The sequence below is a fragment of the Vibrio sp. D173a genome (assembly GCF_030248475.1).
In genome coordinates this window covers 1-14,905 of sequence record NZ_JAHGAH010000315.1, presented here as the reverse complement: position 1 = coordinate 14,905, position 14,905 = coordinate 1, and the positions used below count along the sequence as shown (strand labels likewise).

Annotated in this window: 8 protein-coding genes and 2 pseudogenes; 4 read left to right on the top strand and 6 right to left on the bottom strand. The window is 41.3% G+C overall.

The annotated features are described in order from the left end of the window. The 4 genes and pseudogenes from KIV40_RS25040 to KIV40_RS25020 all read right to left on the bottom strand — a co-directional run. A pseudogene (locus KIV40_RS25040) lies at positions 1-527 on the bottom strand (hypothetical protein); the annotation flags it as partial. Positions 528-537: 10 nt separating this feature from the next. Then, entirely contained in the window at positions 538-1,392 is an 855-nt protein-coding gene (locus tag KIV40_RS25035; protein ID WP_285351903.1) for a hypothetical protein, read from the bottom strand. Between the two features lie 1,142 nt (positions 1,393-2,534). Then, a complete protein-coding gene (locus KIV40_RS25025) occupies positions 2,535-4,859 on the bottom strand; it encodes a hypothetical protein (protein ID WP_285351901.1) in 2,325 nt (774 codons plus the stop codon). Positions 4,860-4,973: 114 nt separating this feature from the next. Beyond that, positions 4,974-6,626: a recombinase family protein gene (locus tag KIV40_RS25020; protein ID WP_285351899.1), complete on the bottom strand. Its 1,653-nt coding sequence runs from the start codon at positions 6,624-6,626 to the stop codon at positions 4,974-4,976. 46 nt (positions 6,627-6,672) lie between these two features. On the opposite strand from KIV40_RS25020, the pseudogene KIV40_RS25015 reads away from it, so the two are divergent. Continuing rightward, positions 6,673-8,265, top strand: a pseudogene (locus tag KIV40_RS25015) (FAD-dependent oxidoreductase); the annotation flags it as partial. Between the two features lie 60 nt (positions 8,266-8,325). Here KIV40_RS25015 and KIV40_RS25010 read toward each other — a convergent pair. Next, a complete protein-coding gene (locus tag KIV40_RS25010; RefSeq protein ID WP_051118657.1) occupies positions 8,326-8,544 on the bottom strand; it encodes a DUF6500 family protein in 219 nt (72 codons plus the stop codon). 284 nt (positions 8,545-8,828) lie between these two features. After that, positions 8,829-9,461 carry a DUF3299 domain-containing protein gene (locus KIV40_RS25005; protein WP_012129308.1) on the bottom strand — a complete coding sequence of 211 codons (633 nt, stop codon included), beginning with the start codon at positions 9,459-9,461 and terminating at the stop codon, positions 8,829-8,831. Positions 9,462-10,157: 696 nt separating this feature from the next. On the opposite strand from KIV40_RS25005, the gene KIV40_RS25000 reads away from it, so the two are divergent. The 3 genes from KIV40_RS25000 (at position 10,158) to KIV40_RS24990 (ending at position 14,852) form a co-directional block, all read left to right on the top strand. Continuing rightward, entirely contained in the window at positions 10,158-11,420 is a 1,263-nt protein-coding gene (locus tag KIV40_RS25000) for a hydroxymethylglutaryl-CoA reductase (RefSeq protein ID WP_285351894.1), read from the top strand. Positions 11,421-11,954: 534 nt separating this feature from the next. After that, positions 11,955-13,517, top strand: coding sequence for a DUF1800 domain-containing protein (locus KIV40_RS24995; RefSeq protein WP_285351892.1), 1,563 nt, complete (start codon positions 11,955-11,957; stop codon positions 13,515-13,517). A 9-nt stretch (positions 13,518-13,526) separates the two neighbouring features. Next, entirely contained in the window at positions 13,527-14,852 is a 1,326-nt protein-coding gene (locus KIV40_RS24990) for a DUF1501 domain-containing protein (RefSeq protein ID WP_285351890.1), read from the top strand. Positions 14,853-14,905 lie beyond the last annotated feature (53 nt).

The window sequence follows — 14,905 nt, the reverse complement described above, 5'->3', positions numbered from 1 at the left end:
ATTGGGGTCCACTTCTCAATTACCGCTTCGCTATCTTTTGCTGGAATGGGGCTTATGTAATGTCGATTAATGATTGGTATCGAGTTGACATAACACTCATTGCCTAAATCTACTTTCAGGTTATGACGTAGCTTTGGTCGTTCAGACTCTGACACATGATCACGACGAACATCCTCAACAAAAGTTTGATAGTGAAAATATGAGATGACAACTTCCCCCACATCCATATCGTTTAACGTTAAAAAGTCATCAAAGCTTAAGTCTTCAATACCTAAAAGTGATTTAAAGTTATCCAACCCTCCGAGAGTTTTTCGTATCAATCTTCTACTAATACCCTTTGCAATAAGCTCTTCTGGTGATAAATAAGGTTCATTTCGAAGCTGCGTAATTATTGTGTTGATCTCAATGAACTCCTTCGCTCCAATTCCCCAAGCAACAAATCGAGATAGGTCTTGCTGAACTGCGTTAGTAAAACCATAACTCAATACATTTATTACGTCCTTCAAAACTTCGTTATTTACTTTCATAGTAAACCCTTTATCTAAGTTTGGTGTATGAATTTAAATTAATGTGCTTTAAGTTCAACGACGAGTAACCAAGACGATTAAGATGCTTGAAAAAAAATCGAACCGCATCCATATGCTTTTTGCATTCCTTTGGAGAAAATTGTAACTCGATTAAATTACGCTGATACAAGTAAATATGACGAATCAGAATCTGGCAATAAGAGTCTGATTTTATCAAATGACCGTGCAAGAAATTTAAGAAGTGATGCACTCTCGCTCCAACCTTCAATGTGTTATAAGCGCTAGCTTGCGAAGCTAAACGCTCAAGTACAACCTTTGAAAGCCATTGATTATAAATAAACGGTATTGCTTCATTATCTAAAGCATTAGTGAAATCTTGATCACCTAATAGCGACGAATCGTCATAAGTATTAGTTGGTTGAATGTAGTTCGGCTCGAAGCCGTGCTTAAACATTACGACTCTTAATCGATGAGAGAATGATAATCCACCCTCAATACTGTCACTATATTGATTAAAGAATGCTCGGACTGACTGCTTAACTTCAAAAGCTCTACCTTTAGCAATTGAAGGAATATCTGTTTTGAGTGACATTATGTACTCACACTTTGCGACACCTGCAACTCTAAGAGATATCGGCGGACAGATTTTTACACAGTAAACACCGTATTTGTTCTGCATAAGGCCTACAATCTGCATGGCTCTCTGTGCTTTGTCCAACTGAGCAAGTAATTTCGTGTTTAAACAAGAATACTCATTAGAATTCAAAAAACTGTTTGAATTCATACTAAGTTCAGAGAGCAAATGTCCAATAAATCCCTGTACTTCTGGGGATTGAAACATTTTCATCTTAGATTTTTCAATCATATATTCCTCCATATAAATAGAATTAATAAAATTATTAAATTTCGTCTTAACTTCGAAACAAATATTGTTATTTTTATTTAAATCATTATATTTCGGACACCATACCAGAATGGTATACTTAGTATCATATTGGCGGTGAGTAGCTTTAGCCTGTCAATAAAATTATAATACTCATATTAAGCAACAAATCAACAGCCAAATGACAAAAATACAATTTACATCGCCATATAGAAGTTATTTTTAAAATTTAAAAACTAACAGTGCAATTATCTTATTTCGACAAACAACAATTAAACACAAAACGCCCTTACACCTTAAATAAACCTCAAGGATAACTATTTTAATTTAAATATAATCTCAGATGGGAAATTTAAAATACAAACTAAACAATTAAACCAATAATAAAAACAAGAAAATTTTATTATTTATATTAACTATTATTTTAGATTACAGCATAATCGGATCATAAACCCCATATTCTAATCGCTAAGTAGCTAGATTGCTTAAATAGAGAGGACTAAATAAGAAACTTAAGAGCTGATCGGCCAAGTAAGTTAATTACCGTAGACCTATGTCAAAACCTCACAACAAAACAACGAACTGAAACAACATAACAAAGCTCCGATCGACAGTGGTTCACTCACTTTCTGGATTGATTGATACCGCCTTGAAAGAATAAAGCTCTTTTGACGGGTGACCATCCCAGAAAAGAAGCAATTACTGATCTGAAAAATGGAACAATAGCTGAGAGGAAAGCACAATCAGATTATCACTACCGATCAATATCTGAGGCGGCAATGTCCCAATATAAAGAACTAACGAACTTGAAATGTTACAACGCTCAAGTGATTGAAATCGTGGCAAATGTCAAAGTCATAGACTAGGCACATCTATCTGAAGCTAACGGCTAGTTACATATGGCTTCTTTTGTCTTTAAGATGATTTGATCAACAACGCTGTTAAAATTCGTAAAACTTCCTTCGAGTAACTTGCTAAAGAATAGAAGATGCACACTGCTTTGCAGTGTGCTTTCTCTATCGCTCTATTTATAGGGTATCAATTTCTCTTATGGGTCACAAACTTATCATCCTTTAATATATTACCAAACTTTGTGACCCCCAATTGTAACCTATGTAACTGCGTTATTGTTTGGATAATGCTGATATCGCCAGCGAGCTAAAGTGATACTGCCTCCGCCTATTTTTCTTATTCCCTATAGTTTGGCCCTTCTCGATACCTAATCGTCTAAGCAGGGTATTTAGGCGAGTTGTTGCTGAATTTTTTGATTCAACAGCCTCCATTCTTTCTAATTTTTCAGCATACTTTTTATCAAAACTTTCCTTTAGTAATACTCTATGTGTGATGATGCTGTTATATGCTTTTAGTGAGTCTGCTATCTCAAACGTCCCACTAAGTGTGAGACCTTCAACACCTAAAGCGGACACTATGACCGCTAATTTTGCTCCAAGACTATCACTTGCAGATGCCCCTTGTGCCGCTCTAAGAAATGCTTGTGATGCTTCAAATTCAAATTGATCATAAAATGCAACGGTCTCTTTTGTTACATCTTCAACAGCTATATTTAACCTATCAGCGATTTTCCATCGCTCAATTGCCATCTCATCCGCAACTGTTAATGCAGAGCTGCTATTTAACTGATAGAACTCTGCTTGTAGTAAAACTCTCGCTTTAGGTATTTCCTCTAGCCGTTCTTTAGCTGTACTCGTAGTTGAATTGTTCTCGCAACTTAGATCCATTAATGAAATCGGGTGTACTGTCAGATTAAAACCAAGTTCTGTTAGTGTCTCTTGCAGTGCAAGAGGTTGGTTTATCTTCAATAGAACTTCACGCTTCTCAAACTCTCGCTCTAACCTTTTTGAAATGGTGTCATGACTCTTTGATTCAAATCTTAGCTTAGAAGTGTCATATCTCATATCAATCCTGTGTGAAACAGCGAATCGAATTTTAGTCGCTTTACGTAGTCGTCTTGCTAACTGAACAAGCTGTAGAGGTTGTAGAACGTTACGACTTAACACGATAACTTCATCACAATAACGGGCTTTTATATCAAAACCTTCTCTCAAGCTCGGGCTAACGATGACCGTTTGGTATTTTGTAACTTCTTGATTCGGGTTATCTAAAAATGCTGCTTGCTCTTCAAATTCTTTGAGTTTGCTATGAACAACCAAAATTCCCGATTTTAATGCTGTTTTATGGCAAGCGTAACCATTACTATCGGTATACCCGCTATCTCTCAGCAGACGCTCGATCATTTTCCTACTATCGCATGCGATAAATTGCTTGTTTGAACTAAGTAACTTATTCGCAACTAGATTTGATTGAACAAGTGTTAGTTCATCAATATGGGCCTCGATTTTTTGATAAGCAATGGTAGGAAAGTTCACCGCAATAACATTTTCTTTCCTATACTCACGTACAAATGCGTTAGAGACTTCATCACTTGCATCTGCATCCATGAATATAAATTTCTTAGATGAATCTTTGAGCAAGTTAGCAAGGCGGCTTCGAATAATTTTTTTATCTAATAACGGTATGTAGGTGACGTTGGGATCAAATAAAGCTTGAAGAACCTTTTCACTCTCATCAATCACAATCGTGTCTACTTGGACGAGTTTATAATAGTGAAAATCATTAGCGAGAGCATTAATAGTTAAACTAAAATGATCAGCACTTTCGATATCATGCATATCTTCATCATAAAATGCTGTCTTAATTTTTTCTGGTTTATGCTGTTTTATCACACTAATCAGATTGCTGATCATGGCGGTCTTCCTACCCTTTCCTTTTTCTCGCTTACACATTCTTAGAGCATGATGCGTTTTACCAACACCTGTTCCTGCTCTAACAACATATACTCCTCGGTTATCATGCCAAAAAGCACCCATGTGAAGGTAAACTACCGAATCTATTACATTGTCTGCGCTTAAAGTAACCGTATCTTTCACAATACTTCTAACTGCACAGTGTGATTTATAAATTAGTGTTTGAATCTCATCAAATGTTTTACCTAACTCGTCAGAAAGCAGGAGGATAACTTGTTCTCTTTGAGATGAATTGACCTTGCTTAGTACCGTATCGAAAAGGTAGCTTTGAAGTTGTTTGAGATGAGGAAATTTTTGATGTACTGCAAGAGGATAAGCCACTTGAGGAAACTCGCTAGATTGAAAAGTCACCCTCTCTTCGGATTCTATATCACCAATTGTTATCTGCCGTTTAACACAAATCAAAGCAATCTCTTCTGCGTACTCACAAACAAAAGAGAAATAGACGCAACTTATTGCTTTTGATTTTGCCATGTGCATATCAATAACTTTCTGAAGATTCTCAAAATTTGTCTGTACCAAGCGATTTTTACAGCGTTTAATTAAGCCATCAAAGTGGTAATTGTTTCCACCTACAAGAAGATCTACCAGTTTTTTTTCTGGATTTTTAAGCACTTGATACATTACAAACCTTTACTCGGTATTCTAACTAAAAGATTTTCAAAAAAGTTTCATTCAAAATGACAAATGAGTTTAAGTATTTCGATTGATTATAACGAGCTATTGGTTGTATGAGCACTATAGTTTTCCCGATGTTAATATTAGGCTTGGTATTCGTCCTTTTCTCAAAACAACCCCCTTCATGTTGTCTTTTACATTTACAACAAACTTACTTACATCTCTTTCCGTATAGTCATGAGGAATTCTGATTTCAAAATCATGCCAAACTCCGATCTTAATCACCACCTGCTTTTCGCAAAAGACAACTCTAATCTTATAATCTTTCATTATTTGATTGAATCTGAATCTATCCTCTGATCTACTGAGGTTCAAGTTTAGGTCTTTTAGTGTCCCTGTTACTCTTGCCTTGGCATTTTCGATTTCTGCCGTGATAAGCGCTTCCTTGGCAAGCAGCTCTTCGTAATCCTTTTCCCAGCTTGGATCAGAAGGGAATTTGACCATATATTCCCTAACAGTATCTAATTGTTTGATCTTTTCATCTCTTTTAGCTTCTAATGCTGATATATCAATCGAGCTGCCTACTTCATATTTAATTTCTTTTAATACTGCATAGACTGTGTTTTGAGCTTGAAAATAGTTGACATTTTTTGCTTTGCAACGATGACGTTTCCTTTTGTTATTACACTTTAGATACATTCCCTTGGGCGGTTTAGTTCCTGTTCTTCGTTCATACGCCAACGAGTATCCACACTTGTGACCCAGTTCGTCAGACCACCCACATACTCCAATATTGCGAAAAACATTATTGAATTGGCCGCTACCTCCCCCGCCAGTGCTAGTATCAAACGTTTTTTGCACTGCATAATATACAGCCTCATCTACAATTGGCGGATAGTAACTTGGTTGATCATTCAATGAACCGATCACATTCCTATTTCGCAAAATTGCATTAACCGTGGATTCTGCAAGTGGAGCATTCAACGCCCCTTGAACTAACTCCCCCTCATCATTGTATGTATATCTGGCTAAAATTAGACTTGGTTTATTATCCACCGCAACAAAACCTTTTAGCTTACCCTTTGCCTCTAACGCTCTTAAGTGGTTCATGATTTTTAAAGCTCCCCAACCATGCTCCAATTTCAGCTCAAAGATCTTCTGAACAATCTCAGCATTTTGAGGGATAACTTCATGACCCTTTCGGTCATATGTACGAGCCAACCAGATGGGGGTTTTAGCTATATGCTTTAATCCCTTCTCTTTCATTGTTTTATTGCTTGATCGAATCCTTGCGCTTTTCTGGGACGACTCTTGGTTAGCAAGGTAGATGCTAATCTCAAGCAAAACTCTTGCACTTACACCTTCAATCCCTTGCATATCTTCTTCAAAGACAATATCCCATTTTGTAATCGCTATCTTCACGCCCGCTGACAAAATTTTTTCAAACTGCTTACGTACAAAGTCGGGCTTGGCTCGGCTAAACCTATCAATCAGCTCTATTACAATGATGTCACCTTTCTCTATAAATCCACGTTCAATGTCATTCATGAGCTGACCAAGCTCGCCATTTTTCAAGTTAGCGGCTGTATATCCACTGCGTCCCCTATCTTCATAAACCTGTCCACGGCTATAACTTGGTAATCCTTCCTCAACTCTTTTCTGATTGTGGTTTTCAATCCAGATTTCACTACCTTGCTGCTGACGATCTATACCATGCCCTTCTTCACTTTGAATGGCTTTACTTACTCGATGATAAAGGTGGTACCTACTCATGACTGACTCTCAATATATGCTTTGACATATGTAGATTAACATATAATTAGCTTTTGCAAACTGTGGCTTGCCGTACCACATTGGTGGTGATATCCAAGAACGCAGCAAACTGCTTCTTCAAACGCCTGAAAGCTTTTTAGCGCGTTTCAATGTTGATGTCCGTGTGATGAACGAAGTGGTTTCAATTAACCGCCAAGACAAATCGGTTACGGTTAAGAACCTACTTGATGGTTCAGAATACCAAGAGAGCTACGACTTTCTTCTACTCAGCCCTGGCGCAGGTCCCGTTGTGCCACCTATTCCGGGTATTGATAACCCGTTAACGCACTCGCTGCGCAATATTCCAGATATGGATCGCATCATTAAAACGATCGAAACCAACAAAGTTGAACACGCTACGGTCGTTGGCGGTGGATTCATAGGTCTGGAAATGATGGAAGCGTTCCACCAGCTTGGCGTAAAAACCACATTGGTTGAAATGGCGGTTCAAGTGATGACGCCCGTTGACCGAGAAATGGCAGGCTTTGCGCATGCTGAAATCCGAGAGAAAGGTATCGACCTACGTTTAGGCGTTGCTCTATCTTCTGTTGAGTATGTGGCGAACCAATCTATCGCGAACATAGAAGCGGGTGAAGATGACGCACACCAACACCTTAAAGGAAAACTGACGCTGTCTCTAAACAATGGTGACCAGCTTGATACCAATATCCTAATCATGGCAATTGGTGTTCGCCCTGAGACAAAACTCGCACAAGAAGCCGGCCTTCAAATCGGCTCGCTAGGCGGTATTTACACCAACGAGTACATGCAGACCAGCGCCCCTTCAATCTACGCTGTTGGTGATGCGGTTGAAGAGAAAGACTTTGTCACTGGCGAACAAACACTTGTTCCGCTGGCAGGGCCAGCAAACCGTCAAGGTCGTATGGCAGCAGACAATATGCTTGGCCGCCAAGAAACTTACCAAGGTACACAAGGCACAGCGATCTGTAAGATCTTCGATTTGGCCGTCGCTTCTACTGGTAAAAATGAGAAGCAGCTTAAACGTGACAACATCGCTTACGAAAAAGTGTATGTCCACACAGCAAGCCACGCGAGTTACTACCCTGGCGCAGAAACTGTGTCGTTCAAAATGCTGTTTGATCCAGCAACCGGCAAAATTTTAGGTGCACAAGCCGTAGGTAAAGATGGCGTTGATAAACGTATCGACGTAATGGCAGTTGCACAGCGTGCTGGTATGACGGTAGAACAACTGCAACACCTTGAACTCACTTACGCGCCGCCGTATGGTTCAGCGAAAGATGTGATTAACCAAGCGGCTTTCGTTGCGAATAACATCATTAACGGTGACGCAACAGCGATTCATTTTGATGAAATCGACAACCTGTCAGAAAACCAATTGCTGCTTGATGTTCGTAATCCGGGAGAATTGAAATCTGTCGGCTTCATTGAAGGCGCGATCAATATTCCTGTCGACCAACTTCGTCAACGTATGAATGAACTGCCGAAAGACAAAGAGATCGTGATTTATTGTCAGGTTGGTTTGCGCGGTAACGTCGCTTATCGTCAACTGGTCAACTCCGGGTTTAAAGCACGTAACCTACTTGGCGGTTACCGTACCTATAAGTTCGCAAGAGCTTAATCTCTGATTATAAATATCTAAGTTTAGGGCTGAAAAAAGGGGCACATTATGTGCCCCTTTCTACATTTCGGATTCGACTAAATGAATAATCTTGGTCGCTTTTTCGAAGTGATCGAGCTGATGAGTTTGAATCCACCAAGTCGCCGCTTCCATCAGTAACGCAGGGTTGTCATTCTTATTGGCGAAAAAGGCATAAAAGGACACGCCAACATTGTCGCCTTTCTGCTCTATTTTCTTCTTACACACCTGAATGATTTTGTCTCTTAACGCGATGTTCATTGCCTTTCCCTTTATCTTTCTCTTTGCGATAGCAAAATTAACCCAAAACAAGAATAACTGTATTTATATACAGTTATTCTTGGTAAGGCAAATAAACATAATCATCTAGATGAATATTCTCGCACGAAGACCAAAACCGCTATCGATTGAGCTAAACCTTTCTTGACGTATCGCCTCAAGCATGGCGATGTTCGACCTTCCAAACGCAAATGTTAACTTATGATCTCCCGCTAGTGACTCTCGTAAAGGGCGTTTCTCACGAGCATTTCAGCAATGGTGTACTCCTATCGGTAAGGGCGAATTGTAACCTCGTCCATTTGGTAGATGGTTTCTACGTTTGCAGCACCATCAGAGTATGAAACATCTGCTTTGGTCTTTTTCACATGCAGATCCCCTTTCACCCAAATTGGCTCGTAAAGAGAAGTTAGCTTTAAGCCTTTTGGATAATCAACCAAAACAATTTGGTTTGCAGGTGGCGGTGGCGTATGGATGCACGCCCCCATGGTTGGAACAAGGAAAAATTTTGTGACAACGTCATTGTTAAATTCTACTGGCGTTACAAAGCCAGGAATTTCATAAGTGTGTTCTGTTAGCGTTGCGTTTGGCATCGATGCGAGCATACGACGATGCTCAGTAATTTCTTCGCGCTTTTTGAACAACCATTCAATGTCTAAGTCGTCAGCCTTTAAATTGTCCTCCAACTCTTTCATGGTTTGCTTTTGTTGATCATTAAGATTTTGAGAATCGCGATATCTTGCAAGAGAGCCCAGTTCAAAAAGTTGTTGGTCTGTGAGTTTTACAAATGGGTCTTCAATCTGAGGAACATTCACTGGCAACAATTGCTCCCAGCTTAATTGATCGGCGGATACATTTGATGAAGCTAGCAAAACTAAGCCAGCCAATAGGTACTTCTTCATACGTTCCCTTGAATAGTTTTTTGTCTTTTAGAGAAAAATTTGGGGACATCCAGCGTCCCCAAATAGTCGAAAGAGTTTACTACAAGGTATTCTTGTGGATCTTCCCGTCTTTCGTAATTACTTTGAATTTATCTTGGAAATCGTTAAGAATTGTGATGTCTTGCAAAGGATTTCCAAACACCAGTATCAGCCTCCAGTACTACCACGCCTATTTTCGTATTTTTGTGGATTCATGCGAACAACACAGCACTTCTACGTCCTGAACTCGAAAGTAAACAATCATACTTTACCCTCAATTGAAAACGTGGGGCTATTATGCCGTGGCGCAACCCAAATTATTTACCACTTTCCGCCATGCCAGCACATTTCAACCTCATCATTTTGATGTTCAAAATTAGAGTAATTCACCCACCTTGCGCAATTTTAACAATAATAAGAATTTAGACTGCCGCTCATTTCTTACTCATTAACCACCCGTACCAAGCCATATTTAAAGTTAATATTTTCAATTAGTTAATCCAGTTCGCAATTGTATTGTTTGTTTTTTGTCACGCCGATAGCTCGTAATCTTCGGTTCAAGATGAATGCTCATCCCTTTGAAGCTGAGCAACCTTTTGTTGCAAAACGTATACGCGGGATTGTAATCACGTTTTGTATCACTACAATTCCAAACCAAATGAATAAAAAAAAGTTTGTATGCCGAAATTAAATTTAGACAGCGCAAGGAATAGCTCTGCACTCTCTGAGAATGGAACCTGCGAAAAAGTACAATCGGCATTAGAACCGAAATACCACAAGCCAGAAAAGAAACTCTGCCTTAGCGCAGGTCTGACGGAAAAGCACATTGCGCGCCGTTGGAAGTTGCTAGAATCCATGACGGACAAAGATCTTATTCTGGATCCTTTTACTCAATCGCATTACGACCAATACGCCAACAACATCGAACACTTTATTGGTACCGTTAATGTTCCTGTTGGTGTTGCCGGCCCTCTGCGTATTAACGGCCTTTACGCGAACGACGACTACTTAGTCCCTCTCGCAACAACAGAAGCTGCATTGGTCGCTTCTTACAACCGCGGTGCAAACTTAATTACTGCCGCCGGTGGTGCAAGTACCCTTTTGATCAGTGAAGGTGTTAGCCGTACACCTGTGTTTGGCTTCCAATCTCTTGCAGAAGCCGCGCAGTTCGTAAGTTGGGTGGTAACTCAATACGATATCTTCCGTAAAGAAGCAGAATCCACCACCACGCACGGCAAGCTAAAAGACATCAACGTGAATATTGAAGGCAATCATGTTTACTTGGTGTTTGAATACGTGACGGGCGATGCGTCCGGTCAGAACATGGTCACCATCGCGACACACAAGGTATTCCACTACATTCTCGAATACAGCCCTATCGCTCCGGTTGATGCTTACCTTGACGGTAACTTGTCTGGTGATAAGAAGGCCAACGCTCACACCTTGCGTTCCGTTCGCGGTAAAAAAGTATCCGCTGAAGTGACGATTCCTGCGGCTTTGGTTAAGAAATACCTGCACACCACACCAGAAGCCATGGTCAAATTTGGCAAGATGAATACGGTCGGTGGCTTACTAAGTGGCACCATAGGTATTAACGCACACTACGCCAATGCCCTCACCGCTTTGTACATCGCATGCGGCCAAGATGCGGCTTGCGTAGCAGAATCTGCGGTTGGTATTACTCGAATGGATGTGGATTCTCAAGGAAACTTGTATACCTCTGTCACCCTGCCAAATATCATGGTTGGTACTGTAGGCGGTGGTACTGGCTTGCCAACTCAAAAAGCGTGTTTGGATATCCTTGGTTTGCACGGAAATGGTAAAGCAAAGGCGTTAGCAGAAGTCGCTGCTGGTCTGTGTTTGGCTGGTGAGCTTTCAATTGTTGGTGCATTCTGTGCCGATCATTTCTCTCGTGCACATCATAAACTAGCAAGAAAGTAACAGCTCGAAATCTAGGGAAGCCACTCTTTGTCATTCATAGAGTGGTTTCTTTTACTACATACCGCCAATGGCACCTCAATCAAACACTGTACAAACCCCCAGTAACCACGAACATTTCGCCTTTGGCGAGCAGTATTCCCTGAGTAACACTGGATTGAGCCATTCCTCAATCAAAATTCCTTTAAAAGCTCACACCAAGGCAACTAAGCGTTATGTCATTTACCGTACCTTACTCAAACTTGACGAAAACGTTCTCGCTACCAAAGTATGAATTCAAAAAAGTTTCATATTTTATTTGAGCCAACTCACAACAAAATACTCAATTACTATTCAATTACTTATCATTATTTCTTGTAAAAAATTAAGCTTCCACGCGACTATTTTCTGTAATTAACAACTTTGATAGCAAATTTTACCGTCTATAATCCGTTCTGCAGCTGCTTGATTTCACTAAATTTATTAATTAGCTCACCATGAGCTTCATTACTCCCGTTAAATGGATTTAAGTCGTTCCTTCGGGTAAGCGAGTTAACTATGAGACGTCAGAAACAGAATGAGATTTCTTGCTGGGTATTAGGCTTTGTTGCCATGCTGCTTTTCTTTGTTGGGCCAGTATCGGCTGACGAGGACGATCCAGATCTACCTACTGCACGCTTTTTATATCAAACCACATTTGGTCCTACTCCTGCTTTAATCGACCAAGTCAACCAGACCAATTACGAGGACTGGATTTCAGAACAAATTCTTCTCCCACCGACTTATCACAGTGATCTTTACTTCACGCCCTTTAGTAAAGGGGCTCAGGCAAACCGTGAAAACGCTTGGTATCAAATCGCCCTCACCGCAGAGGATCAACTCAGACAACGCATGGCCTTTGCCCTTAGCCAAATCCTGGTTGTATCTAAGCATGGTGGTATTCTGAGCAGCAAGCCTGAAGGTCTCGTGAATTATTATGATCTACTGGTTGAAAACGCGTTTGGGAACTACCGAGAGTTACTGCTAAAAACGGCAAAGCACCCTGTTATGGGAAACTATTTGTCGATGATGGGCAGCGCCAAAGAAAACGTAAACACTGGTGCGCTTCCAGACGAGAACTTTGCTCGCGAACTAATGCAGCTTTTCAGCATTGGCTTGTATCAGCTCAACCTAGACGGGAGCATTAAATACGATCAAAAAACGGGGCATGCTCTCGCAACTTACACGCAAACCGACATCCAAGAGCTAGCTCGTGCGCTAACTGGTTGGAATAAATCGGATACTGCGTTCGTTTTGCCGATGCGGGTAATTAAAAATCGCCATGATACGAATGAAAAAACGGTACTGGGCACTACCATTCCTGCAGGTCTAACCGCGGAGGAAGAGCTTGAGCGAGTGGTCGATATTTTAATGAACCACGATAATATTGCTCCTTTTGTCTCTAAGCTGCTCATCCAACGCTTTGTGACGTCAAACCCTACGCCGGGATACGTAGCCCGAGTAGCAACCGTGTTCAATAACAATGGCCACGGCACCAAAGGCGATCTTGATGCCGTTATTCGCGCTATCTTACTTGACGATGAGGCTCGGGGGCTGACTGAAGTTCGCCCTATCAAAGTGAAAGAGCCAATCTTAGTTCTTACCAATTTCCATCGTGCTGCGGGGTTCACGCTTAGTGCAGCACGATACGATGGCGCCGTTTCAGTGATGAACATCGCCAATCAAGGTCCGTTGCGCTCACCTTCTGTGTTTAACTTCTATTCACCCGATTACCAACCTTCGGCAGACTTTGTCTTTAACGGTATGGTTTCCCCTGAGTACGAGTTACTGGATTGGTCAGTGTACACAGAGTCCGTTAACTTCATGCTTTACAGTGTTCGCAAGGGATATGGTTCGACCTACACACTCGACATGACGGAGCTGTACGCGTTACTCGATGACCATGATGCATTAGTTGAAGCCATCGATGCGCGCTTCTTTGCAAGTACAGCGTCACCACAGCTGCAACAAATCATGCATAACGCATTGAATGAGTACAAAACCAATTATGTTCCCACCACCAAACTTGCCTTAGTGATTTTCACCGCGATTTCTGGCAGCGAATTCTACATTCAAAATTAGGAGCGAATTATGAAACTATCACGACGCAATTTTATGAAAGGAACCGCTTCTCTGGGCGCATTCGCTTCCGTTGGGCTTCCCGGCTATGCCTTGGCTTCACCAAGCAATGATTTTCGTGCTCTAATCTGCGTGTATTTAGATGGCGGCAATGATGCAATCAATACATTCTTACCTCTGTCTGATTTTCATTACGACCAATACGCGAATGTTAGAGGCAAACTTTCCGTCGCGAAAAACAGCATCATCCCAATCGGGTTGAATGCGGAAGATAGACAAGGGAATGATGTGCCGTTAGGCATGCACCCTAAGTTGGCTCGATTGACGGAGCTATTTGACAACGGAGATGCAACTGTAGTTCTTAATAGCGGAGTTCTCGAACAACCCATGACGAAGGGAATGATCGACGCGGGTGAAGTCCCGTTACCCGACCAGCTCTTCTCCCATAACTCACAAGCCAATGCCTTGATGCGCGGCGGTATGAATTCGTTCGCTAATCTTGGCTGGGCAGGCAGAATGCTTGATGTGATGAGTTCACATTCGGACATCACGCCACTATATAGCGTACACGGTGATTCTTTGTGGTTGCGCTCCCTTGAACACAGACAAACGGTTCTTAAGAAAGACCGAGCGGTTCAATTAAGTGCGCTTGGGAATCCTCGTTACAAAGAAGTGTACGATCAGCTTCTTGCAACTTCTGCCAGTAACCCTTTCAGTGGTCATTTTAATCTGATGGTCGATGAGTCAATGACCATGAGCGGTGTTTTAGCGGAACAACTGCACAACGTAGAAAACGCCCCGTTGTTCACATCGACAACGCTCGGTAAACAGATGCAAACGGTCTACAAGTTGATCGCAAGCCAAAGCCATTTAAGCCAGCAGCGACAAGTTTTCTTTGTAAAACATACTGGATATGACGTTCATGATTCTCAGCTTTCCAAACACCCTGCGTTACTTGGCGATCTAGCCACCAATCTATTGGCCATGTATCGTGCAATAGATGCTTTAGGAATGCGTGACAATGTCACTACTTTTACCATGTCTGACTTTGGCCGCCGGATGACAAACAACGGAAATGGTACCGATCACGGCTGGGGTGGGCACCAGTTGATTATGGGTGGTGCGGTAAATGGCTCGAAGCCAATTGGCACTTGGCCTGAACTGGTATTAGGTGGAGAGGATGACTATTCGAAAGGACGTTTGATTCCTAAAATCGGAACCGACCAAGTAGGCTCAACTCTAGCCCAATGGATGGGGATTACCGATGGTGCAGCGTTGGATTACGTGTTCCCTAACATCCGAAATTTCTCGTCACCAAACCTTGGCTTTATGTCTTAATACCTCTAGAACTAGAAACTAAAAAGGGAGCGATATGCTCTAATGCCGATCAG